At 53.5% G+C, this 24678-nt stretch carries 23 protein-coding genes; 9 read left to right on the top strand and 14 right to left on the bottom strand.

The window, feature by feature from the left end; translation table 11 throughout:
- Window positions 1-35 precede the first annotated feature (35 nt).
- From DES54_RS06135 to aguA, 4 genes are all read left to right on the top strand, one after another.
- Window positions 36-533: a CesT family type III secretion system chaperone gene (locus DES54_RS06135; protein WP_113865709.1), complete on the top strand. Its 498-nt coding sequence runs from the start codon at window positions 36-38 to the stop codon at window positions 531-533.
- Between the two features lie 42 nt (window positions 534-575).
- The gene (locus DES54_RS06130; protein WP_113865708.1) at window positions 576-1589 is read left to right on the top strand and encodes a YopT-type cysteine protease domain-containing protein; all 1014 of its coding nucleotides are present in this window, start codon (window positions 576-578) and stop codon (window positions 1587-1589) included.
- A 303-nt stretch (window positions 1590-1892) separates the two neighbouring features.
- On the top strand, window positions 1893-2777 hold the full coding sequence (gene aguB / locus DES54_RS06125) for an N-carbamoylputrescine amidase (RefSeq protein WP_113865707.1): 885 nt from the start codon (window positions 1893-1895) through the stop codon (window positions 2775-2777).
- A gap of 3 nt (window positions 2778-2780) precedes the next feature.
- Window positions 2781-3869 carry an agmatine deiminase gene (aguA, locus tag DES54_RS06120; protein WP_113865706.1) on the top strand — a complete coding sequence of 363 codons (1089 nt, stop codon included), beginning with the start codon at window positions 2781-2783 and terminating at the stop codon, window positions 3867-3869.
- A gap of 173 nt (window positions 3870-4042) precedes the next feature.
- On the opposite strand, the gene tpiA is transcribed toward aguA, so the two are convergent.
- Window positions 4043-4810 carry a triose-phosphate isomerase gene (tpiA, locus tag DES54_RS06115; RefSeq protein ID WP_113865705.1) on the bottom strand — a complete coding sequence of 256 codons (768 nt, stop codon included), beginning with the start codon at window positions 4808-4810 and terminating at the stop codon, window positions 4043-4045.
- A gap of 126 nt (window positions 4811-4936) precedes the next feature.
- A complete protein-coding gene (locus DES54_RS06110; RefSeq protein ID WP_113865704.1) occupies window positions 4937-5527 on the bottom strand; it encodes a DUF1454 family protein in 591 nt (196 codons plus the stop codon).
- Window positions 5528-5781: 254 nt separating this feature from the next.
- On the opposite strand from DES54_RS06110, the gene DES54_RS06105 reads away from it, so the two are divergent.
- Window positions 5782-6204, top strand: coding sequence for a DUF805 domain-containing protein (locus DES54_RS06105; RefSeq protein WP_113865703.1), 423 nt, complete (start codon window positions 5782-5784; stop codon window positions 6202-6204).
- A 37-nt stretch (window positions 6205-6241) separates the two neighbouring features.
- Here the strand turns inward: DES54_RS06105 and fpr are convergent, their stop codons facing one another.
- The 4 genes from fpr to DES54_RS06085 form a co-directional block, all read right to left on the bottom strand.
- Window positions 6242-6988, bottom strand: a complete 747-nt coding sequence (gene fpr / locus DES54_RS06100; RefSeq protein WP_113865702.1) for a ferredoxin--NADP(+) reductase — start codon at window positions 6986-6988, stop codon at window positions 6242-6244.
- Window positions 6989-7170: 182 nt separating this feature from the next.
- Window positions 7171-8181: a class II fructose-bisphosphatase gene (glpX, locus tag DES54_RS06095; protein WP_113865701.1), complete on the bottom strand. Its 1011-nt coding sequence runs from the start codon at window positions 8179-8181 to the stop codon at window positions 7171-7173.
- A 116-nt stretch (window positions 8182-8297) separates the two neighbouring features.
- Complete coding sequence (gene glpK, locus DES54_RS06090; RefSeq protein WP_113865700.1) at window positions 8298-9809, bottom strand: glycerol kinase GlpK; 1512 nt, start codon at window positions 9807-9809, stop codon at window positions 8298-8300.
- 51 nt (window positions 9810-9860) lie between these two features.
- A complete protein-coding gene (locus DES54_RS06085) occupies window positions 9861-10700 on the bottom strand; it encodes an MIP/aquaporin family protein (protein ID WP_113865699.1) in 840 nt (279 codons plus the stop codon).
- Window positions 10701-11211: 511 nt separating this feature from the next.
- On the opposite strand from DES54_RS06085, the gene zapB reads away from it, so the two are divergent.
- A complete protein-coding gene (gene zapB / locus DES54_RS06080) occupies window positions 11212-11451 on the top strand; it encodes a cell division protein ZapB (protein WP_113865698.1) in 240 nt (79 codons plus the stop codon).
- Between the two features lie 72 nt (window positions 11452-11523).
- Here zapB and rraA read toward each other — a convergent pair whose 3' ends face one another.
- The 7 genes from rraA to priA all read right to left on the bottom strand — a co-directional run bounded on the left by rraA (window position 11524) and on the right by priA (window position 19646).
- Window positions 11524-12009, bottom strand: a complete 486-nt coding sequence (gene rraA, locus DES54_RS06075; protein ID WP_113865756.1) for a ribonuclease E activity regulator RraA — start codon at window positions 12007-12009, stop codon at window positions 11524-11526.
- Between the two features lie 194 nt (window positions 12010-12203).
- Window positions 12204-13121 (bottom strand): 1,4-dihydroxy-2-naphthoate polyprenyltransferase, encoded by a 918-nt coding sequence (locus tag DES54_RS06070; RefSeq protein ID WP_113865697.1) that lies wholly within the window; start codon window positions 13119-13121, stop codon window positions 12204-12206.
- A gap of 121 nt (window positions 13122-13242) precedes the next feature.
- Window positions 13243-14574 (bottom strand): ATP-dependent protease ATPase subunit HslU, encoded by a 1332-nt coding sequence (gene hslU, locus DES54_RS06065; RefSeq protein ID WP_113865696.1) that lies wholly within the window; start codon window positions 14572-14574, stop codon window positions 13243-13245.
- A 9-nt stretch (window positions 14575-14583) separates the two neighbouring features.
- Window positions 14584-15114: an ATP-dependent protease subunit HslV gene (gene hslV / locus DES54_RS06060; RefSeq protein WP_113865695.1), complete on the bottom strand. Its 531-nt coding sequence runs from the start codon at window positions 15112-15114 to the stop codon at window positions 14584-14586.
- Between the two features lie 93 nt (window positions 15115-15207).
- Window positions 15208-16047, bottom strand: coding sequence for a cell division protein FtsN (gene ftsN / locus DES54_RS06055; RefSeq protein WP_113865694.1), 840 nt, complete (start codon window positions 16045-16047; stop codon window positions 15208-15210).
- 81 nt (window positions 16048-16128) lie between these two features.
- Window positions 16129-17172: a DNA-binding transcriptional regulator CytR gene (cytR, locus tag DES54_RS06050; protein WP_113865693.1), complete on the bottom strand. Its 1044-nt coding sequence runs from the start codon at window positions 17170-17172 to the stop codon at window positions 16129-16131.
- A 275-nt stretch (window positions 17173-17447) separates the two neighbouring features.
- Window positions 17448-19646 carry a primosomal protein N' gene (gene priA / locus DES54_RS06045; protein ID WP_113865692.1) on the bottom strand — a complete coding sequence of 733 codons (2199 nt, stop codon included), beginning with the start codon at window positions 19644-19646 and terminating at the stop codon, window positions 17448-17450.
- A gap of 212 nt (window positions 19647-19858) precedes the next feature.
- Here priA and rpmE point away from each other — a divergent pair, with 212 nt between their 5' ends.
- The gene (gene rpmE / locus DES54_RS06040; RefSeq protein ID WP_113865691.1) at window positions 19859-20074 is read left to right on the top strand and encodes a 50S ribosomal protein L31; all 216 of its coding nucleotides are present in this window, start codon (window positions 19859-19861) and stop codon (window positions 20072-20074) included.
- Window positions 20075-20199: 125 nt separating this feature from the next.
- Here the strand turns inward: rpmE and metJ are convergent, their stop codons facing one another.
- On the bottom strand, window positions 20200-20517 hold the full coding sequence (gene metJ, locus DES54_RS06035; RefSeq protein WP_005973355.1) for a met regulon transcriptional regulator MetJ: 318 nt from the start codon (window positions 20515-20517) through the stop codon (window positions 20200-20202).
- 187 nt (window positions 20518-20704) lie between these two features.
- Here metJ and metB point away from each other — a divergent pair, with 187 nt between their 5' ends.
- Both metB and DES54_RS06025 read left to right on the top strand, forming a co-directional pair.
- On the top strand, window positions 20705-21865 hold the full coding sequence (gene metB, locus DES54_RS06030) for a cystathionine gamma-synthase (RefSeq protein WP_113865690.1): 1161 nt from the start codon (window positions 20705-20707) through the stop codon (window positions 21863-21865).
- Between the two features lie 2 nt (window positions 21866-21867).
- A complete protein-coding gene (locus tag DES54_RS06025; RefSeq protein ID WP_113865689.1) occupies window positions 21868-24303 on the top strand; it encodes a bifunctional aspartate kinase/homoserine dehydrogenase II in 2436 nt (811 codons plus the stop codon).
- The last annotated feature ends 375 nt before the right edge of the window (window positions 24304-24678 follow it).

Raw genomic sequence — 24678 nt, 5'->3', positions numbered from 1 at the left:
GGTATTCAGGCGTGCTTGATATTGTTAAGGAGTGAATGTCTGAACCGAACTACGCCAGATCGCTATTGCTGCGTTGGGTTGAGAAGCAGTCATCCGCAGATGGAGCGCCCAATGTTGAGACCGGCATTCAGGTCACGTTTAGTGGGCAGGAACTGATTATAAGATTGCCTGGATCGCGGGAAACCCTGTTTGTTTTTATGCCGCTTTATTCGCTGGATTTCGAGCGCGATGGTGATCTGCTGGCGTTGGGCCTGATGCTGAATCTGGAGCCTGGACTGATGTGCGGAGCGGCGATCGGGCTGGAAGCGCAACAGCGCAGTCTGGTGCTGGCGGCCCATCAGTCCATTGCATCGTTTGATGAGCGAGCGTTGAATGCGTGGCTGGAAAATGTGGTGAGCCTCGGTCTGCGCATCCGGGAGGACCTGACCTCAGTTGCTGCGGGACGCAAGGTATCGTCCAATAGTAAAATATCGCCCTTGTCCGGGCTTAGCCGTTATCGGCCTCACCCGTTTCATTCGCCGTTGTCGCGGTGAGCCTGCCCTATAGATTTATTTAAACATCACGAGATCGGTGCTATGCGTATTCATCAGACGACTTTACCTGAGATAACCGCTTCACTATCGCCCGCCAAAAGCAAGGCGCCGCAAACGCCCCATTTGGGCGTCATGCAGGAGCAGGCGGCATTCACGCCATTGAGCCAGAAAGCGGGACACGCCGATTTCTCGTTGCATGGGTTACTCAATAAGCTGCCCTCCATGCCTGTTTCAATTTCACTGCCTTCCATGAGCCAGCTTTTTGCCAGTGGGAAAGACATGGGCATCGATATGTTGGGTAAGAAACCGAGAATGTATGAATCGAATCTGGAAATATCGTGTAACGAAAACGGAGGGCGAGCCCTCATGATGGAGCAGAATGACTATCTGCAAGCGTTGAAAACGCAACTGCCCAGTAGGAAGGCAGAGGTACAAAATATAATGGGAGGCATCTGTTTTGGGTTGTCGATGGTTTGGTTGCTGGGACGGCACAGTGGTTTGGATGATAAGGCGGTCGTTAGTAATATGCTGGGTTATGATGTGGATGAAGAGGAGATCACATCACAAACCAAGGCGAAACACGGCGTCGAAAAAATCCACTTCATACAGAAAACGGTTCAAAGAGACATTGGTATGGATGGTCATCTGGATGACAAGCGATTTAGCGGCGTGACGCCAGTCATTCAACATTACGATATAATGCAGCGTATGGCGAATGCGATAAAGATGTCCGTTGTTCCGGTGGCTGGAGAAACACCGTTTGTACTGCTTAGTCGCCAGTCGGGGCTTGGTTATGGCCTGGTGCGTGATGCATTGCGGGACGGCCACGAACAACTTTTTTCGGTGCAGTCTGATGTCCATGCAATGGCGATCTACTCGAATGGGGAGGATCAGTATGCATTTTACGATCCGAATAACGGCATGTTCAGTTTTCAGAATAAAGACAACTTTTCTAATTTTATGAACAGGATAGGGAAAATGCTGGACGTATCATCCGAAAAATTGGGCGACGGCGATCCGAGTCAGCTGATGATTATGGAACTGAAAGTGCATTAAGTGATGGTGAGGCGGAAATGCCTTGCCCCTCTCATGTTATTCGTTCAATACCTGAGATAGTTGGCAGCCCTGTCGTCCCGCTTTTATGGCGGGATTTTTTATTATTACCCTTAGCAGAATAACTGGCATAATGCGCCTGTCATTGCCGGTGAATACCTGGCTGGGGTATTCCTGATCGCGCATGAGATGGCTTGTTGACCTAAACTCGTTATGATTGCGCCCGTCGCCGTTGGAGTGTGCTTACTGCTGATATCCGCGTAGCTTAAGCAGGCGGGTAGACATAGATATTATTGAGGTTTTCGCATGAAAAAAGTTACCGTTGCCGCAACACAAATGGCGTGCTCCTGGGATCTGCCCAGCAATATTGACAACGCTGAAAAACTGGTGCGACAAGCGCATGCAAAAGGCGCGCAGATTATCCTGATCCAGGAACTGTTTGCCGCGCCTTATTTCTGTATCGATCAAAGCCCGGAGCACTACGCATTGGCTGAGACGCTGGAAACCAGCCCGCTGATTAAACATTTTTCCGCACTGGCGGCGGAGCTGGAAGTGGTGTTGCCGCTGAGCTTTTTTGAGCGCGCCAACAACGCTTACTATAATTCGCTGGTGATGATCGACGCGGATGGTTCCGTACTCGACCTGTACCGCAAAACCCATATTCCGAATGGCCCGGCGTATCAGGAGAAGCAATTCTTTATTCCGGGCGATACCGGTTTTAAAGTTTGGCAAACCCGCTATGCGAAAATCGGCGTGGGCATCTGCTGGGATCAATGGTTCCCGGAAACCGCGCGCAGCCTGGCGTTGCAGGGCGCGGAGTTGATTTTCTACCCGACAGCCATTGGTTCGGAGCCGGCTTACCCGGAGATCGACAGTCAACCGCACTGGACGCGCGTCCAGCAAGGCCACGCCGCAGCGAATCTGGTGCCGGTAATTGCCTCAAACCGTATCGGCACCGAAGCCAGCAAATATATTGATGGCTTGAAAATGACCTTCTACGGCTCGTCTTTCATTGCCGATCAAACTGGGGCGTTGGTGGCGCAGGCCAATAAAACCGATGAAACCGTATTGGTTCATGAATTTGATTTAGATGCCATTGCCGCGCAACGCGCATCCTGGGGGCTGTTCCGTGATCGTCGGCCAGACATGTATGGCGTGATCGCCAGTTCTGACGGCAAGACCCGGAGATAATTCATGTCACAATTAACCACCCCGCATCAGGATGGCTTTATTATGCCTGCGGAATGGGCGCCGCAGGACGCTGTGTGGATGATTTGGCCCTATCGCCGGGATAACTGGCGTGAAGAAGGCGCTCCTGCGCAGAAAACCTTTGCTCAGGTTGCACAAGCCATTGCGCAGACCACGCCGGTAATCATGGGCGTCCTCGCGCACTGCATGGCGGATGCGCAACGAGTGATGCCTGCTGGCGTGACGCTGGTCGAAATGGAAAGCGACGATGCCTGGATGCGTGACACCGGGCCGACGATGGTCGTGAATAAGACCGGGGAGCGCCGTGGTATCGACTGGCAGTTTAATGCCTGGGGCGGAGAGAGGGGCGGTCTGTATGAAGACTGGCGGCAGGATGAAAAGGTGGCGGCGCAGGTGCTGGCTTTTCATCAGAATGCACGCTATGCCGCGCCTCTGATTCTGGAAGGCGGCTCAATTCATACGGATGGAGAAGGAACATTGCTGACCACGGCAGAGTGCCTGTTGAATCCAAACCGTAATCCGCATCTGAGCAAAGCGCAGATCGAGCAACTGATGCGCGATTATCTGGGTATATCGACGATTATCTGGCTGGAAGAAGGCGTTTATAACGACGAAACCGACGGTCATATCGACAATATGTGCTGCTTTGTCCGTCCCGGCGAAGTCGCGCTGCACTGGACGGATGACGAAAGCGATCCGCAATATGCACGTTCAATGGCGGCTTATGAGGTGCTTTCCGGCGTTAAGGATGCGCAGGGGCGGCAGTTGAAAATCTGGAAGCTGCCAGCGCCGGGGCCGCTGTATGCCTCGGTGGAAGAAGCGCAGGGCGTGGATAGCGGCAACGCGGTCGAGCGTCTTGCCGGCTCGCGTCTGGCGGGTTCTTACGTTAATTTTCTGATTAGCAACGGGCAGATTATTTTTCCGCTGCTGGATGAAAAAACGGACAACATTGCCCGCGAGCGACTGCAACAAATGTTCCCGGATTATCGGATAAGCGGCGTACCCGCGCGCGAAATTCTGCTCGGTGGCGGTAATATCCACTGTATTACGCAGCAAATCCCCGCAGTGAAGTAAAAAATCGCCGGGAGCGATTTTTAACGCCGCAGCGCGGCGGCCCGAAGGGGAAAGGCAGGGATAGCCTTTTATAAAAAATCGCCGGGAGCGATTTTTAACGCCGCAGCGCGGCACGCAGAACAATCAATATGGCGGACAACAATGTCCGCCATGATTCTCATGCCTGTGCAAACTTATGCGCGTTTGGCTTGCGCCGCAGCCTTGACGATCACCGCGAAGGCATCCGCTTTCAGTGAAGCGCCGCCGACCAGCGCGCCATCGATATCCGGCTGGGTAAATAGCTCCGCGGCGTTAGCGGCGTTAACCGAACCGCCGTACTGGATTATCACCTGCTCGGCAACCGCCGCGTCCTGTTTGGCGATATGATCGCGGATGAATTTGTGTACAGCCTGAGCCTGAGCCGGGGTTGCTGATTTGCACGTACCGATAGCCCATACGGGTTCATAGGCGATGACGGCGTTTTCAAACGCTTTGGCGCCCAGCGTATTCAGCACGGCATCCAATTGACGGGCGCACACGGCTTCTGTCTGCCCTGCTTCATTTTCCGCTTCGGTTTCACCAATGCACAGAACCGGGATCAGTCCGGTATCTTTCAATACGCCAAATTTTTTGGCAATGAATTCATCGCTTTCTTTGTGATAAGTACGACGTTCCGAGTGACCGATGATGATGTATTTCGCACCAATATCCTTTAGCATGTCGGCGGAAGTTTCACCCGTAAACGCACCGGAAAGGTTTATGTCTACGTTCTGCGCGCCCAGGGCGATACGGCTGCCAGCCAGTTGATGATTAGCCTGATCCAGATAGATGGCCGGTGGCGCGATAGCCACGCCGCAACCGTCAACGGTGCTTAATTCTTTGCGCAGACCTGCGATTAGTTCGTTGACCATGCCGGTGCTGCCATTCAGCTTCCAGTTACCCATAACTAATGGATGTCGCATCTTTTTCCTCCAAACGGGATAGCGAATAAATCAATATATAACTGTCTGTCGACAGCGTAACCTGCCCACAGTATAAAGACGAAATGTGACCGTGACTCTGTTTTTCGTCATTAATTGCCCTGTTGATCACGGTTCAGATAGCGTTAGCTTAATCGGTTCAACAGCAAACGTTAGCCCTTTTTCGCCGTTATCTGCCACGACGCAACGCATTGCTCCCTCCGTTTGTTGATAAAAGCGCTGGCCTTTGCCTTTTGTTAGCAGTTCGGTGACTTTGGCGACGCTCTGCTCTTCTGTCAATGAGGGGGAAAACGCGCGCGACAGCGCCGCCATATAACTGATGGCCAGTTTACGCGCCGCTTCGCTCTCTTCCTGTTGCGGCAACCAGGTAATTTGCAGCGTTTTGATCTTCCCTGTGCCTTTTTCCAGCGCTGTTGACGCATACAGGTGATCGTTGATTTTACTGGCGGCGCGCGTCAGCAGGCTGGCGGCGTTGCTGGTATCGACAACCCGAAATTCGCCAATCGGCAGCGTCGGATTGCTCAGGTTAAAACGTGTGCGAAACTGGACGATGGTTTGATCAAATGTAGGGGCGCCTGCCAGCAGATAAGGAGCGGCGGTTGTGGTTTTTGAGGGCAAACGCGGATCGGACCACGCAACGGACTGGTAAATCATCAGGGCGGAAAACGTACAAATTACAGTGATATGTTGTCGTGTCATAAGGATTTTATCAGGCAAGCCGTGGTAATCAGTTTAGGCCAAAGGCGGCGATAACGATGCATGTCTGATTAAAGCGGTATTCGTGAGTAATTGTCAAAAGTCGTATCAAGATTACCACCCGGTTAAGGTAAACTCAGCAGGAGAGGCCGGCGGGAAATACGTCGTTGGCGCTGCGCTTATCTCGCTATTTAACGAAACAATATTTTCCCATTTCGCTTGATGGGGTTGGCTCTGTAATCAGGATTCAGTATTTGATGATGCTACAGCAATGGTGTTTCTCGTTTAAAGGCCGTGTTGGTCGCCGTGATTTTTGGGGTTGGATGGCCGTCTGGCTGGTGCTGATGACGGTGCTGTTTACCTTGTCTGGTAAGAACTGGCTGGATATTCAATTCACGGCGTTCGTTATCGTCGCGTTACTGTGGCCTACTGCCGCCATCGTGGTAAAACGCCTGCACGATCGCAACAAAAGCGGTTGGTGGGCATTATTGATTATCGTTGCCTGGATCATGGCCGCCGGTAATTGGTCTATGTTGCCCGCTCTCTGGCAATGGGGGATCGGACGATTTATTCCGACGCTGATTGCCGTTATGGTGGTGCTGGACTGCGGCTTCTTTTTGGGTACGAAAGGTGAAAACCGATTTGGGCCTGAAGCGGAACCGTTAAAATTCCGCTTCTAAGCAGGCATCTGGTTAATCAGATAAGCCCTGACGCCGATTACCAGTAGTGTTCACTGGTGATATGGCCGGGTTTACGACGCAGATGCTTGGTCATTTGCCGTTCGTCCTTCAGGACTTGTTGCGTATCGCGCACCATCTGAGGATTGCCGCACAGCATAACATGGCTGGTTGTCGCATCGATCGGCAGGCCTGCCGCCGCTTCCAGCGCACCGTTGCTGATGAGCGCCGGGATACGGCCTGTCAATGATCCCACTTCTTCTTCACGGCTGACCACGGTCTGAATATGCAACTTGCCGTTGTAGCGTTGCTGTAACTGCTGCATCAGTGGCAAATAGCTTAAATCGCGGGCGAAACGCGCGGCGTGAACCAGTACGATGTCTTTAAAGCGCTCCAGATCTTTGCCTTCCTGGAGAATAGACAGATAAGGTCCGATCGCGGTGCCGGTCGCCAGCATCCATAGCGTTTCACAAGGCGGAATTTCTTCCAGTACGAAAAAGCCGGCGGCGTCCCTGGTGATCATCAGTTCCGCACCCGGTTGCATCGCGTGTAAATGCGGGCTGAGTTTTCCTTCCGGCACGTTGACCAGATAGAACTCAAGATTGTGGTCGCTGGGAGCGTTGACATAGGAATAGGCGCGTTGGACTTTTTCACCGTTAAATTCCAGTGCAAGTTTGGCATATTGTCCGGCCATAAACGGATCGGTGGGGGCATGTACCCGGATGCTGAACAGACTTTCTGTCCAGTGCTCCACCTGAATCACTTTGCCTGTCACCCATTCAGCCATTGTGCTGTGCTCCTGTTTCTGTCTATTGCCGACGCGCTGGTGGTCAACGGCAGGCGGTATGCGCATGTCTTATGCCGGTCACTTTTTTTATGGCGGCCAGCAAGTGGCCGCCTTTAAGATACGCTATTTATTAACAACTGTGAAACAATCAGTTAGTCACTAGCGGGCGTCAGGTGGCCGGATTACAGCAGGAAATCATGCAGCGTCCGATCTTTGCGATCGAGATAATGCGTGGACTTGATCCGGCGGATCGTCCGCGATTTACCGCGGATCAGCAATGTTTCGGTGGTGGCGATGTTTCCCTTGCGCGATATGCCTTCCAGCAAGTCGCCTTTGGTAATGCCCGTGGCCGAAAAAATCACGTTATCATTGCGCGCCATGTCGCCAAGTTGCAGCACCTTACCGGCTTCAATTCCCATTTGTCGACAGCGCGCCAGTTCATTTTCACCGATACGGCGGTTTTCCGGGTTATCATCTTTCACCTGATGACGCGCCAGCAGACGACCTTGCATATCACCGTCGAGCGCCCGGATGACGGCGGCGGAAATAACCCCTTCAGGCGCGCCGCCAATACCGTATAACACTTCTACTTCGCTGTCCGGCATACAGGTAAGAATGGACGCGGCGACATCGCCGTCAGGTATGGCGAACACCTTCACCCCTAACTGCTGCATTTGTGCAATGCAGGCGTCGTGGCGCGGTTTAGCCAGCGTGATCACGGTTAACTGGTCGAGCGGTTTGTTCAGCTTTTGGGCGATGTTGCGCAGATTGTCCGTCAGCGGCAGCGTCAAATCAATCGCGCCTTTTGCGTCAGGCCCGACGATAAGTTTTTCCATATACATGTCCGGCGCGTGCAGAAACGTCCCTTTTTCACCGACGGCCAGTACCGCCAAGGCATTGGCCTGCCCCATGGCGGTCATACGCGTGCCTTCGATGGGATCGACGGCGATATCCACGGTGTCGCCCTGACCAGTGCCTACTTGCTCACCGATGAAAAGCATCTGCGCTTCGTCGATTTCTCCTTCGCCAATCACAATCCGACCATTGATATTGACTTGATTGAGCATAATGCGCATGGATTGCATCGCTGCGTTATCGGCGGCATTCTTGTCGCCACGGCCTAACCATTTATAGCCCGCCAGCGCCGCCGCTTCAGTAACGCGTGAGAATTCGATGGCTAATTCACGTTTCATGGATACCTGTCTGTTGTCGATCGAGCAAGGGAAGAGTAAACGGGCAGAATTTTATCACAACGGATGGTCGCGGGAGTAAATGAAAAACGGGCGCGGCTGGCGCGCCCGCGACGGCATTATGCGTCGTGTTCTTCCCAGTCACGGGCGCGGGCAACAGCTTTCTGCCAGCCGCTGTAACGGTAGTTACGCTCCACGGTTTCAATGCCGGGGCGGAATTCACGTTCAATGGTGGCTTTGCTTTTCACTTCATCTAGATCATTCCAGAATCCGGTTGCCAGACCAGCCAGGAAAGCGGCCCCCAGAGCGGTGACTTCGCGTACTTCCGGGCGTTCAACGCGGGTGCCGAGAATATCGGACTGGAATTGCATCAGGAAGTTATTGGCGACGGCCCCGCCGTCCACTCGCAGCGCTTTCAGGCGGGTGTTGGCATCAGCCTGCATCGCGTCCAGTACGTCGCGGGTCTGGAAGGCGATAGATTCCAGCGTGGCGCGGATAATATGATTCGCGTTGACGCCGCGCGTCAGACCGAAGATTGCGCCGCGAGCATACGGGTCCCAATACGGCGCGCCCAAACCGGTGAAGGCCGGCACCACGTAAACGCCGTTGGTGTCCTTCACTTTGGTGGCGAAGTATTCTGAATCCATGGAATCGCCAATCAGCTTCAGTTCATCACGCAGCCACTGGATAGAGGCGCCGCCAACGAAAACCGATCCTTCCAGCGCGTAATTGACTTCCCCGCGAGGTCCGCAGGCGATGGTGGTCAACAGGCCATGTTTGGACAGCACGGCTTCTTTGCCGGTATTCATCAATAGGAAGCAACCGGTGCCGTAGGTGTTTTTTGCCATCCCCGGATGGACGCAAAGCTGACCATACAGCGCCGCCTGCTGATCTCCCGCGATGCCGGCGATGGGAATACGTGTGCCGCCTTTGCCGCCGATATTGGTTTGTCCATAAACCTCGGAAGAGGCGCGAACCTCCGGCAGCATGGCGCGGGGAATATCCAGCGCCTGCAACAGGCGATCATCCCACTCAAGCGTATGAATATTGAACAGCATGGTACGGGAAGCATTGGTGTAATCTGTAACGTGAACGCGTCCTTGCGTCATTTTCCAGATCAGCCACGTATCCACCGTGCCGAACAGCAGTTCGCCGCGCTGGGCGCGCTCGCGAGCGCCCTCGACATGATCCAGAATCCATTTCACCTTGGTGCCGGAGAAGTAGGGATCAACCACCAGCCCAGTGGTGTTGCGCACATACTCTTCCAGACCGTCTTTCTTCAGTTGTTCGCAAATTTCAGCGGTTCGGCGACATTGCCAGACGATAGCGTTATAAATTGGCTTGCCGGTGTCTTTTTCCCACACAATGGCGGTTTCACGCTGGTTGGTGATACCGATGCCCGCCACTTCGTCGGCGTTGATACCCGCTTTGGCCAGCACTTCCACCAGCGTTGAACTTTGTGACGCCCAGATTTCCATGGGATCGTGTTCTACCCAGCCTGCTTTCGGATAAATTTGGCTGAATTCACGCTGTGAGACGCTGACGATGTTGGCGTCGTGATCCAGCACAACGGCACGAGAGCTAGTAGTTCCCTGGTCGATCGCGACAATGTATTTTTTTTCCGGGTTCATAATTCCTATCCTGTCATGGTTAGCCAAAAAGGTAAGCGCTGTAATACCAATTTAGCGGATTTCGGTCGGTGTCGTCGTTTCGTTGCCTGTTTCACATACATCGCATGGAAGGTTACGGCCAATGAGTGCACGATAGCCGAATGCGCCCAGACAAGCCCCGACGAGCGGGCCGAAAATCGGCACCAGGAAGTAGGGGATGTCACGTCCGCCGGTAAAAGCGATTTCTCCCCATCCAGCCAGAAACGCAAACAGTTTCGGACCAAAGTCACGCGCCGGGTTCAACGCAAAACCAGTGAGCGGCCCCATAGAAGCACCAATGACGGCGATCAATATACCGATCAGCAGCGGCGCCAGCGGTCCGCGAGGAATACCGTTGCCATCGTCGGTCAGCGCCAGGATCAGACACAACAGGATCGCGGTAATCACCATTTCAACCAGAAACGCCTGCATGACTGAAATATGTGGGTTGGGGTAAGTCGAGAAGATACCGGCGAGCTCCAGACTCTCCGCGCTGCCGCGCACCATATTGTGTGTCTGTTCAAAATCCACGAACAAACTGTAGTACAGGCCATAGACGAGCGCCGCGGCACAGAAGGCTCCAGCTACTTGCGACAAAATATAGGGGATGACTTTTTTGCCGTCGAAACAGGCAAATAACCATAGGGCGACGGTAACGGCGGGGCTCAGGTGCGCGCCGGAGATAGCAGCCGTCAGGTAGATGGCCATCGCCACCCCCAGACCCCATATGACACTGATTTCCCATTGGCCAAAACTGGCGCCGGTCAGTTTCAGGGCGGCGACACAGCCCACACCGAAGAAAATCAACAGACCGGTGCCAAGAAACTCGGCGATACACTGACCTTTTAGGGTTGAACGTTCCGCTTGACTCATAGTGTTTTCCTGTTGCTAAGGTACAGAGTGGTAGGTTTCGATAGGTCGTCGTCAACGGCGGCCTCTGTTTTAAACGTATTTATAATGTGAATTTATCGTTAATGTTCGAAAACGAGAAATATCGAAATAAAAATGTGTGTTGTACGTCAAAAAATGTGCGCATTCGCTTAAAGTTTTGTGATTTGGCGGTTGGTAACGCCCGTCTTATGTTAAATAACCGATACAATAATTAACATTCGTCAGCGGATGGCAGACAATAGGGCCGCTTTTTCAGTTTGTGCTGATAGTGGCGATAAAGAAAAGCTGGCAGACTCGGCGCTGTATAGGAAGTCTGCTAGACAGGGATTCATTGGCTACATACAATTCAGCTATGGTCAGTCTCGCCATCAGGTAATGTCCAGAGGCGTATTAAATGACATCATATGAAGATGTGCTGTCGTGTTGTGATCCGTGGATGTTATGGCCGCAACGTTAACCGATTTATGCCTTGTGATGAAAAGGGGTTTGAAGAATGTCATTTGAAGTATTTGAGAAGCTGGAAGCAAAAGTTCAGCAAGCGATTGATACCATTACGCTGTTGCAAATGGAAATCGAAGAGTTGAAAGAGCAAAACAGCGCATTGGCCCAGGATGTTCAGGCAGCAGCTGGTTCCCGTGAAGCGCTGGTGCGCGAGAACGAGCAACTGAAAGAAGAGCAGCAAGTCTGGCAAGATCGTTTGCGGGCGTTGCTCGGTAAGATGGAAGAAGTTTAAGCTTTTAGCGCTGCAAAGCGTCAATCCCCGCGTCAGGCGGGGATCTGCGAGATGTGATTGATGCCGCGAGGATTATTCAATATCCAGCGGATCTTCCGCCAGAATAATCCCGGTATTGTCGGCGTACAGATGATCGCCGGAGAAGAATGTCACCCCGCCGAAGTTCACACGGATATCACTTTCCCCAATGCCTTCGCTGGCGGCGCCAACCGGAATGGCCGCCATAGCCTGAATGCCAATGTCCAGTTCAGCCAGATCGTCCACCTGACGCACCGCGCCGTAAATGACAATCCCTTCCCATTCGTTCTGGGTCGCCAATCTTGCCAGTTCCGCATTGATCAGGGCGCGACGCACCGAGCCACCGCCATCAATCAGAAGTACGCGCCCGCTGCCGTTTTCTTCCAGTAGATCGTAAAGCAGGCCATTATCCTCAAAACATTTCACCGTGGTGATTTTGCCACCAAATGAAGTACGCCCGCCAAAGTTGGAGAACAGAGGCTCAACGACGTTAACCTCTTCATGATAAATGTCGCACAGTTCGGAAGTATCGTATTTCATAGGATTGATGTCAGTTTGCCGCAGGGATTGTGAGTATATCCCTTTCTGACAGGTGTTGGCAAAATCATCAAATGTTAACTTGATGCGCATCAGTAAAACGCTGCAACGCGCTGCCCTTGTTTATCTCATCGGGTCGCCGTACCCGATCAGCGGCAGGCCGGGGCGGTATTTTTTCGCCGCCTTCCCATGTCTTGTTAACTGAGCATCACCCCGACAGCAAACAGAATGTTAGTCAACAGCGCGCCCTTGACGGTTTTTTCCAGCATGGGGCGCATGCTGAACGCGCTGGTTTCACGCAGCACGTAAATGGCTTGCTTGAGCAGCAGCGGCAGCGTCAGGAGAAAGAGCCAGCCCGCCAGACTATGCAGGTAAAGCATGGCGAACAGGCCGAGACAAAATGGCGCCAGCATCAACAGCAGCGTGTGGTAGCAGCGGGCCTTCTGCGCGCCAAGACGAACGGCCAGCGTGTTCTTGCCGCTGAGACGGTCGTTGTCGATATCGCGCAGGTTGTTGATATTCAATACGGCGGTGGCAAGCAGCCCGCAGGCGGTGGCTGGCAACATGACGATGCTGTCGAAATGGCCGGTTTGCAGATAATAGGAACCCGCGACGCTGAGCCAACCGAAAAATATCAGTACCGAGATATCACCCAGCCCGATGTAGCCGTAAGGACGATTCCCCACGGTATAGGTGATGGCGGCGAGAATAGCCAGCAGCCCCAGCACCAAAAATCTGATGATATCGCTGGGTTTTTCACAGGCGAGGATCACCAGCGATACGCCTGAAATGATGGTAAGCACAATGGTGGCAATTAGTGCGTTTCTCAACTGAGACAGGCTAATCGCGCCAGTTTGAATACCCCGTAATGGCCCGATGCGGTCTTCGGTGTCGCTGCCTTTGACCGCATCCCCATAGTCATTTGCCAGATTGGAAAGAATCTGTAGCAAGCCTGCGGTGAGTAACGCCAGTAATGCGACGCCCGGTTTAAAACTGCTATGCCAGCTTGCAATCGCCGAGCCGGTAACGATAGAAGCGAAAGCTAATGGCAATGTTTTTGGACGAAGGCTGTCCAGCCAGGCTTTGGTTTTGCTGCTATGGGTTAGTAAGGTCATGGTGTGCTTCAATTTTTTATTGTCTATGAATAAATAATTTTTTTAACGACAGCGCCACAAACACAAACGGGAGGCCGAGGCCTCCCGTTTATATCGTTAACAGGACGATCCGTGAAACGGATTATAAGATAAATCGGCTCAGATCTTCATCTGCTACTAATTCATCCAGGTGACCGCTTACGTAATCTGCGTCAATGGTAACATTTTGACCACTCATTTCGCTGGCATCGTAAGAAATATCTTCAATCAGGCGTTCCAATACGGTATGCAAACGACGCGCGCCGATGTTTTCAGTGCGTTCGTTAACCTGCCATGCGGCTTCTGCAATACGACGAATGCCCTCTGCGGAAAACTCGATGTTGACGCCTTCCGTTGCCATCAGCGCTTTATATTGCTCGGTCAGCGAGGCGCTCGGTTCGGTCAGGATACGCTCAAAATCTTCTGTCGTCAGTGCCTGCAATTCGACGCGAATCGGCAGACGTCCCTGCAACTCCGGGATCAGATCGGACGGACTGGCCACCTGGAAAGCGCCTGATGCGATAAACAGAATATGGTCGGTCTTGACCATGCCGTGCTTGGTTGACACGGTGCAACCTTCAACCAGCGGCAACAGATCGCGCTGAACGCCTTCGCGGGAAACATCCGGGCCGGAACTTTCGCCGCGTTTACAGATTTTATCGATCTCATCGATAAACACGATGCCGTGTTGTTCGACGGTGTCGATAGCTTGCTGTTTCAATTCTTCAGGGTTCACCAGCTTGGCGGCTTCTTCTTCCACCAACAACTTGAGGGCTTCCTTGATTTTCACTTTACGGGCTTTTTGCTTCTGACCCGCCAGATTCTGAAACATGGATTGCAATTGGTTGGTCATCTCTTCCATGCCCGGCGGCGCCATGATTTCAACACCAACCGGGGCGGCGGCCAGATCGATTTCAATTTCTTTATCGTCTAACTGGCCTTCACGTAATTTCTTGCGAAACGTCTGACGCGCCGCAGAAGGTTCATTCGTTTCTTCCGGCTGCCCCCAGTTGTTTTTGGCCGGCGGGATCAGCACATCCAGAATACGCTCTTCCGCCAGTTCCTCAGCACGGTAACGGTTTTTTTCAATGGCTTGCAGACGTACCATTTTTATCGCCGAATCAGTCAGATCGCGGATAATTGAATCGACTTCCTTACCCACATAACCGACCTCGGTGAATTTGGTGGCTTCAACCTTGATGAACGGCGCGTTAGCCAGTTTAGCCAGACGACGGGCAATTTCGGTTTTACCGACACCTGTCGGGCCTATCATCAGAATGTTTTTCGGGGTGACTTCATGGCGCAGCGTTTCTTCCAGTTGCATCCGACGCCAGCGGTTACGCAGCGCAATCGCCACGGCGCGTTTGGCATTATGCTGGCCGACAATATAACTATCGAGTTCGCTGACTATTTCGCGCGGGGTCATTTCAGACATAGTTGATCCTTACACCTTTGAGGCTAATTCTTCAATCGTATGGAATTGGTTGGTATAGATGCAGATATCACCCGCAATACCTAACGACTTTTCGACAATATCCCGTGCGCTCAATTCAGTATTTTCGAGTAAGGCGCGAGCGGCTGCCTGGGCATATGGACCACCGGAGCCGATAGCAATCAGGTCGTTTTCCGGCTGCACGACATCGCCATTACCCGTAATAATCAGCGAGGCATTTTCATCAGCAACGGCGAGTAAGGCTTCAAGCCGACGCAACATGCGATCGGTACGCCAGTCCTTCGCCAGTTCCACCGCTGCTTTCACCAGGTGTCCCTGATGCATTTCCAGTTTGCGCTCAAAAAGCTCGAACAAGGTGAACGCATCTGCTGTGCCGCCGGCAAAGCCTGCAATAACGCGATCATTGTAGAGGCGGCGTACTTTACGCACATTGCCTTTCATGACGGTGTTGCCCAGCGTGGCCTGCCCATCACCGCCAATGACCACCTGACCGTTACGGCGTACACTTACAATAGTTGTCACGAGTAAATCCCCGTTACTGAAGAAAAAGACTCCCCGCCACGGCACGGCGACGGGGCATATTGAATTTATAGATGGGGGAAGGCGTGGGGTTTTTCAACCCCCGCTGGCGAGCGGGATACAGTTTGACGCGCCGGCGCCTTTGAGTCGTTGCAGCATGCTGTCCGCCGCGGCACGGTTATTGTAGGGTCCCAGCATAATGCGGTTCCAGCCGCCATTAGAGGTGATGCGGCTTTCGATGCCGGCAAAAGCCAGTTGCGCTCTCACTGATTCGGCAGGCTCCATGGTTTTGAATGAACCGCATTGAACAACCCAACGCTGTGTCTTCTCTTGTTCCTGCTTCGGCGCCGGAGACGGTTTAATCGGCGCTTGCTGCGCCGTTTCCTGTTTTGGCGCGGCTGGCGTCGCGGTAACGGCAGGCCGGGCCGCCGGCGGGGACGTGGTGGTCGCTGGCGCTTGCGGCGTCGGTGGGGTGATCGTCACCTGTGTGCGCGGGACTTGCGTCTGGTCGTTATACGGCACTTCCGAAAGCTGTGTTGGTTGACGGCGCATATCCGACTGCATTTGTTCCAGCAACTGACGCTGTTCGTCCGTCAACTGCACCGGTGATTGAATTTCTCCGCCAGCAGATGGCTCGGTAGGCGACATCACGCCCAACTGACGGTTCTCCAGTTCCTTGATGTAACGCCAGCGTTCTTCTGGCTTGGGCGGTAACCCGCTGCCCTTGCCTGCAGCATTTTGATGTGGCAGAACCGGCGACTCATCTGGTTTATTGTGAGCGATGAAATACAACCCGCCGGCAAAGGTGACCAAAACGGCGGCAGCCAACGCCACCATGATTTTGGACGTTCCTGAAGCGTTGCTTTTTCTTCGGCTGATTGTCTTTTTGCGGCGCGTACCTGAACGGCCCCGGCTGACATAGTCTCTTTGTGCCACTGTCGTTTCGCTGTGAATTGAATAAGATGATTAAGGCGTCATGTTACTGAACCTTAAAATATTTGACCAGCACCTGAATTCTTAAAGCCTGTTGCGTGAATAATTCAGGGCCGCCGAGCTTTCCCGTATCACCAATTTACTGGCCAGAAGCCGTGAACCGCTGTGTACGGTATTACCGTATAGTTGCTCCAATAGTAGCAGCATTGCCTCGCGTCCGATCTGATAACGTGGTTGCGCCACGGTGGTCAGCGGCGGCCAACAATATTTGGCCTGCGCGATGTCGTCAAAACCCACCACCGAAATATCGCGTGGTATATCCAACTCCATCTTTTTAGCCTGTGAAAGTACGCCCAGCGCCATGACATCGCTATGGCAAAAAATCGCACTGGGCGGCAGCGGGTGTTTCATCAACGTAATCAGACCATTTACACCGGTTTCATACGTGAAATCGCCGCGGATGATGTACTGATTATCGATGGTAATACCGCTGCGGCGCAGCGCCTGTACATAACCCTGAAGCCGATACTGGCTCAGGGGCATGTTTTCGGGACCGGCAATGCAGGCGATGCGCTGGTGGCCGAGTTGGTGCAAATAGTGTACGGCTTCAAATGCTGCGGTCAGGTTATCGATATGGACCGTCGGCAACTCCAGTTCCGGCGCGAACTCATTCGCCATGACCATCGGCGGCAGATTGCGCTGTTCTTCTTTTCCGGCATCGAACGGCAAGTCTGACCCCAACAGCAGCATGCCATCAATTTGCTTGGTGATGATCAAATCAATAAAGGTTTTTTCTTTCTGGCGTTGATGAGCGCAGTCGCCAATCAGCACCAGATAACCATGCTCCGCCGCAGTTTCTTCAATTCCTCTGAATATTTCAGAAAAGTAAGGATCGCAGATATCCGGCACGATGGTCAGAATGGTTCGCGATTCATTACGCCTGAGATTTCTGGCCAACGCATGGGGCGAGTATCCTACAGCAATAACCGCTTGTTCGACTTTTTTTCGTGTCGCCGCGGATACCTTTTCCGGGTTCATCAACGTGCGGGAAACCGTGGCGGTGGAGACACCGGCTTCATCCGCCACGTCCTTCATCGTCGCGGTAGCGACGTCTTTCTTCTGTTCCAACGCTTTTCTCCTCGCGTCAGCCTGAACTGGCGCTTTCGGCCTGGATTATTGCTTTCCCCCTTCGGACTGTCATGGCTGATTCGCCGTGGCTTAATGACAGTGCTGGGGCGTTGTCATATTTTGTGTCGCAATGTTTCTCAGAATATTGTCTTCACGCCCATTCTTAACAGATTGAACGCAATTTTTGTTGCTTAATTTGCATGGAAAATAGGATGAGTCGCGGTTTTTCGATGCGGTTCGCAATAAATTGTCATGGGGCGCCAAACATGAAATGGCTAGCCGTCCGTGGGGTCGACATCCAACACCCACTTCACTTTGCGCGCTTGCGGCAGCGTGTTGATTAGCGTCATCGAGGTTTTGATCAGCCGTTGCAATACCGTCCGTGAAGGGTGCTGCAACAACAACTGCCAGCGGAAACGACCGGCTCGTTTGGGTTGCAGGGCGGGAACCGGTCCCAGCAGCCAGAGTGATTCATCCCGCAGCGGACTGGCTTCTAACAGATTGCGCAACTGTTGCAGAAAGAGCGCGGCCTGCTGGTTATCATGATCGTCGGCGCGAAACAGAATATGGTTGGTGAACGGCGGCAGAAAAACGCTTTTGCGCTCTTTTAGCGTCTGGCTGGCAAAGGCGTCATAGCCTTGTTGCAACAGGGTTTGCAGTAACGGGTGCTCCGGGTGATGGGTCTGCAAGACCACTTCTCCCGCTTTACCGGCGCGGCCAGCCCGACCTGATATCTGGGTATAGAGTTGGGCAAAGCGCTCGGCGGCGCGGAAGTCTGCAGAAAACAGGGAACTGTCGACATCCAGCAGGGCAACCAGTGTGACATCGGGAAAATGGTGGCCTTTCGCCAGCATCTGGGTGCCGATCAGAATGCGTGCGCCGCTTTGCTTCACCTGTGATAACTGATGTTCGAGCGCGCCTTTGCGACTGGTGGTGTCCCGGTCAATACGGGTGATGGGCGTATCTGGAAATAACGGCGTCAGATTCTGCTCCAACTGCTCTGTCCCCAGACCGACAGGCGCCAGGTTGGTGGAGCCGCAGCCGGGACACTGATGCGGTATTGGGCGCTGGCTGTCGCAATGATGGCAGCGCAGCATTTTCTGGTGCTGATGCATGGTATAATAGTGATCGCAGCGCTGGCATTCGGCGATCCAGCCGCATTCATGGCACATCACCACCGGGGCGAAGCCACGGCGGTTAAGGAACAGGATCACCTGATTATCCTGCGCCAGGTGGTGCCGGATGCGGGTAATGAGTGGTTGCGACAATCCGCTGGTGAGAGGCAGCCCCTTCAGGTCGAGAACGTGCTGGCGGGCCAGCATCGCATTGCCGGGGCGTTTGGTGAGTTTTAACTGACGATATTTGCCGATCTGTACGTTATAGAGCGTTTCCAGCGCAGGCGTCGCAGTACCCATGACGATAGGGATATCTTCTTCTCTGGCGCGAAACACCGCCAGGTCGCGGGCATGATAGCGCCAGCCCTCCTGCTGCTTGTAGGAGCCGTCGTGCTCTTCATCAATCACGATCAATCCCAGTCGGGCGAATGGGGTAAACAGGGCCGAACGCGTGCCGATGACAATCGCCGCTTCGCCGCTGCGGGCGCGCAACCACACCGCCAGCCGTTCACTGTCATTCAGCGCGGAATGCAGCACATCGACAGGAGCGTTGAAGCACTCACGGAAGCGGGCGATCGTCTGCGGCGTCAGACCGATTTCCGGCACCAGCACCAGCGCCTGTTTTCCCTGCGCCAGCACATTTTCCAGGACGCTCAGATAAACTTCCGTTTTGCCTGAACCGGTGATGCCGGCCAGTAGCCAGGCGGCAAAATGGTTATCTTCACTACGAATGGCGCCAACCGCGGTCGCCTGTTCGGTGTTCAGTCGCAGACGATCTGTTGCGGTACTGAAACATTTACGCCAGTCATGGGAAACCTGTTCGGTGGCTTTCAGATCGCACAAGCCTTTACTGCGCAACGCCTGAAATGCGGTTTCCGTTAATTCGGTTTCGTTGATCTGATGGCGGTACAGCGGTGCCTGAAGCAACGCGGCCAATGCCTGCTGCTGTTTGGGCGCTCGTTTTAACGAACTCAACGGGGTGGCCCGTCCCTGTTCGGTGGCGAACCATTGCCAGAGCGGAGCGCGGTGGGCCGGCTTTCCCTGACGGAGTAAGATCGGCAGGGCGTGGAACAGCACTTCGCCGATGGGGTAGTGATAATAATCCACCGCCCAGCGTAAAATGCGCCACAGGCTGGCGGGAAATAAAGGCTGGTCGTCCAGGACGGCATGGACGGGTTTCAATTGATCCAGCGGCAGTTCGCTTGATTCGCTTAATGCGGTAACGATGCCAATTGCCTTGCGATTGCCAAAGGACACGCTGACACGCACGCCGACTTGCGGCTGAATGCCGTCAGCGGGGAACAAATAATCGAATGTACGAGCCAATGGCACGGGCAATGCGACCTGGGCGACAGACATGACATCTCCGGTTGGATCTGGCGTGAAAGAAAGTAAGCCGCTAGTGTACATGCTGTGAATGATATTGTGTGGATGCGATTGCATCAGGTTGCCAGTTTCTGTATGATCCGCCGCCATTATGCTGTTTGCATGATGAACTCATTTACTCAACTTTCGTGTGGTGTCTGGCGGAACAAGGCTGGATAGCGACACGGCCTTAACAGAGGTTTCCCATGAAAAAAGGTATTCACCCGAATTACGTCGAAATTACGGCAACTTGCTCTTGCGGTAATGTTATCAAAACCCATTCCACTGTGGGTCGTGACCTGAACCTGGACGTTTGTGGCGCTTGCCACCCGTTCTATACGGGTAAACAACGTGTTGTTGATACTGGTGGTCGTGTTGAGCGCTTCAACAAGCGATTCAGCGTGCCGGGCAGCAAAAAATAAGTTATTCCGGTTAGCTGTTAAAGCAAACAAGGGCGCCTGCGGGCGCCCTTGTCGTTTTCGATATCTCATTTCCAACTTGGACAGGTGGTTAATCCGCGTATGTCGGGAAGCGTGAGATGCGTCGCTTAATACTCCCAGGTATCGGGATCTATCCCCATTTCCCGCATGATGATTTTCGCCGCTTCCGGGATCTCATCACTGCGTTCCTTACGTAAATCTTCATCATTTGGTAAAGGCTGTCCGGTGAAGGCATGCAAAAAGGCCTCGCACAAGAGTTCGCTGTTTGTTGCGTGTCGCAGGTTGTTGACCTGGCGTCTGGTCCGCTCATCCGTCAATATCTTAAGAACTTTCAGCGGGATAGATACCGTGATCTTTTTAACCTGTTCGCTTTTTTTACCGTGTTCAGCATAAGGGCTGACATACTCGCCGTTCCACTCAGCCATGGGATACCTTAAAAATTAATCGTAATGAAGACAGCATCTGTCATGAAATACCACGATTCTAGCGGTTATTATGCTTATGCTCAATCTATACGCAAAGAAGTTTAGAAGTCTAGATGTATTGACGTCTATTAAAACTGAGTTTACTCTTTACTCTCTCATGTTTCAGCCTCCAGCCAGGAATAAACCGATGACGCGTAAACAGGCAACGATCGCAGTTCGCAGCGGGTTAAATAATGACGAGCAATACGGCTGCGTCGTCCCGCCCATTCACCTTTCCAGCACCTATAATTTTACCGGCTTCAACCAGCCAAGAGCCCATGATTATTCACGTCGCGGTAACCCGACGCGTGATGTCGTGCAGCGTGCGCTGGCTGAACTGGAAGGCGGAGCGGGCGCGGTGATGACCAGCAGCGGGATGTCGGCCATTATGCTGGTTTGCACGGTGTTTCTGCGTCCGGGGGATGTGCTGGTCGCGCCGCACGACTGTTACGGCGGCAGCTATCGCCTGTTTGACAGCCTGAGTAAGCGCGGCGCGTTTCGCGTGAAGTTTGTCGATCAGGGCGACGACGCGGCGCTCAAGGCGGCGCTGGAAGAGAAACCCAAACTGGTGCTGGTGGAAAGCCCCAGCAATCCTTTACTGCGTGTGGTCGATATCGCGGCGATTTGTCGCGCCGTTCGCGCGGCGGGCGCCATCAGCGTGGTGGATAACACCTTCCTGAGCCCCGCGTTGCAACAACCGCTGGCATTGGGCGCGGATCTGGTTATCCATTCCTGTACGAAATACCTGAACGGTCATTCCGATGTGGTGGCGGGCGCCGTGATCGCCCACGATCCTGAAATCGTGACCGAACTGGCTTGGTGGGCTAACAACATTGGCGTAACGGGCGCCGCGTTTGACAGTTACCTGCTGTTGCGCGGGCTGCGCACACTGGCGCCGCGTATGGCTGCCGCACAACGCAATGCGTTGCAACTGGTTGAGTATCTGCAACAACAGCCGCTGGTGAAAAAACTTTATCACCCTTCATTACCGCAGAATCCCGGCCATGAGATTGCTTGCCGTCAGCAATCCGGGTTTGGCGCCATGCTAAGCTTTGAACTGGATGGTGACGAAGAGACATTACGACGGTTTCTGCAAGCGTTGGAATTGTTTACGCTGGCGGAATCGCTGGGTGGAGTGGAAAGCCTGATTTCCCACGCCGCCACCATGACCCACGCAGGCATGGCGCCCGAAGCGCGCGCCGCTGCCGGGATCGCTGAAACATTACTGCGTATTTCAACCGGTATTGAAGACGGTGATGACCTTGTTGCCGATCTTGATCGTGCATTTCAGGCTGCGACGAAGAGGTAAGAATGAGTGCATTAAGCGTAGCGGCGTCGGTAACAGGCCGACAATTGCATAAATTTGGCGGCAGCAGTCTGGCGGATGTGAAATGTTACCAGCGTGTGGCCGGCATCATGGCCGAGTACAGTCATCCTGGCGATTTGATGGTGGTTTCCGCTGCGGGCGGTACGACTAACCAATTGATTAGCTGGTTAAAGCTGAGCCAGAGCGATCGTCTTTCCGCCCATCAGGTTCAGCAGGCGTTGCGTCGCTATCAGCGCGATCTGATCACCGGGTTGCTTCCCCCCGAAATGGCGGAGCCGTTGATTTCCCAGTTTATCCGCGATCTGGAGAGTTTGGCGGCGCTGCTGGATGGAAAAATTACCGATGCCGTGTACGCCGAAGTGGTGGGGCATGGCGAGATCTGGTCTGCCCGTTTGATGGCAGCCGTGCTCAATCATCAGGATATGCAGGCATCCTGGCTGGATGCGCGTGATTTTCTGCGGGCGGAGCGAGCGGCGCAACCTCAGGTGGATGAGGGGCGCTCCTGGCCGTTGTTGCAACAATGCCTGACGCAGCATGCTGGACACCGTGTGGTCGTGACCGGATTTATCTGCCGTAATGACGCCGGTGAAACAGTGCTGCTGGGGCGCAACGGCAGTGACTATTCTGCGACGCAAATCGGGGCGCTGGCAGGCGTGGAGCGGGTGACGATCTGGAGTGACGTCGCTGGCGTCTATAGTGCTGATCCACGTAAAGTAAAGGATGCCTGTCTGCTGCCGCTGTTGCGCCTGGATGAAGCCAGCGAACTGGCGCGGCTGGCTGCGCCCGTGCTGCATACGCGCACGCTGCAACCCGTTTCCTGCAGTGATATCGACTTACAATTGCGTTGCAGTTATCAGCCGGAGCAGGGATCGACGCGTATTGAGCGCGTACTGGCTTCGGGGACTGGTGCCAAGATCGTCACCAGCCATGATGATGTCTGCCTGATCGACATTCAGGTGCCGCCGGAACATGATTTCTCTTTGGTACAGCGGGAAATCGAACAGTTACTGAATCGGGACCAGTTGAAACCGCTGGCGACGGGAATTCATCAGGATCGTAACCTGCTGCAACTCTGTTATACCTCTGAAGTGGTGGACAGCGCCTGGACGCGTCTGGAACAGGCGGCGCTGCCCGTTCAATTACACAAGCGGGAAGGGCTGGTGCTTGTAGCGATGGTCGGGGCGGGCGTGAGCAAGAATCCGCTGCATAGCCATCGCTTTTATCAACAGATGAAAGATCAGCCTATCGAGTTTATCTGGCAATCGGAAGATGGGATCAGTCTGGTCGCGGTGCTGCGCGTCGGGCCGACGGAACATCTGATCCGCGGCCTGCATCATTCTCTGTTCCGTGCGGAAAAACGTATCGGTCTGGTACTGTTTGGTAAAGGGAATATCGGTTCCCGCTGGCTTGAACTGTTTGCACGTGATCAAAGTCCTCTCTCTGCCCGCACCGGTTTTGAATTTGTGCTGGCGGGCGTGGTGGACAGTACCCGTAGCCTGCTGAGTTACGATGGTCTGGATGCCAGCCGGGTATTGGCCTTTTTTGAAAACGAAGCGCAGGAGCGGGACGGAGAGGATCTGTTCCTGTGGATGCGCGCGCATCCGTTTGACGATTTGGTGGTGCTTGATATGACCGCCAGCGAATCGGTCGCCGATCTGTATCTTGATTTCGCCAGCTATGGTTTTCACGTTATCAGCGCGAACAAACTGGCTGGCGCGTCCGGCGGCAACAATTACCGCCAGATTCGGGACGCATTTGCCAAAACGGGCCGTTACTGGTTATATAACGCGACGGTCGGGGCGGGATTGCCGGTGAATTTCGCGGTGCGCGATCTGCGTGAAAGCGGCGACACGATCCTTGCTATTAGCGGTATTTTCTCCGGCACGCTTTCCTGGCTATTCCTACAGTTCGATGGTTCAGTGCCGTTTATCGATCTGGTGGATCAGGCATGTCAGCAAGGGCTGACCGAACCGGATCCGCGTGTGGATCTGTCCGGGCAGGATGTGATGCGCAAACTGGTGATTCTGGCGCGTGAAGCCGGGTATGAAATCGAACCCAGTCAGGTCCGGGTGGAGTCGCTGGTGCCGCCAGGTTGTGAGGAAGGATCGGTCGATCACTTCTTCGAGAATGGCGAATCGCTTAACGAACAGATGATACAGCGTCTCGAAGCCGCTCAGGAGATGGGGTTGGTGCTGCGGCACGTTGCGCGCTTTGACAGCAATGGTAAAGCGCGTGTCGGCGTCGAGGCGGTGCGGCCCGATCATCCGCTGGCCTCGCTGTTGCCATGCGACAATGTGTTTGCCATCGAAAGCCGCTGGTATCGAGATAATCCCCTGGTGATCCGTGGCCCAGGCGCGGGGCGAGATGTTACTGCCGGTGCTATTCAGTCAGATTTAAACCGTCTGGCGCAGTTGCTCTGAAGGGGCTCTGCCTTGCCTGTGCGCAGAAGTATTGTTCTGCGCATTTTGCTCCAGTTTTCTTTCTCCTTTCCTTCTCCAGATCAGTCAATCCAAGAGTCTCAATCATCAATAAGCTATGCAACGACGAATTTTTTGAATCAACAAAATAGATCAATTGATTTAATTTGAAAGCATCAGTATCGTCACATTTCTGGAACCGTTTACTTGCGAATCTTTTATAAGAAACACATCCGCTTCAGATCAGCAATAAATTGTATTTACGAAAGGATTTTTAGAAAATGGTTTTTATCTTCAATTTCAAAAATCTGATGGTCGATTGAGGTGACGATGTATTATGAAGAGATAACATATAATCATCGCTTGTAAATTATATAA

This window comes from Brenneria salicis ATCC 15712 = DSM 30166 (assembly GCF_003315515.1).
Lineage (GTDB): Bacteria > Pseudomonadota > Gammaproteobacteria > Enterobacterales > Enterobacteriaceae > Brenneria > Brenneria salicis.
Note: the sequence above shows the minus strand (reverse complement) of the source record. Positions and strands in the feature narration are given on the sequence as shown.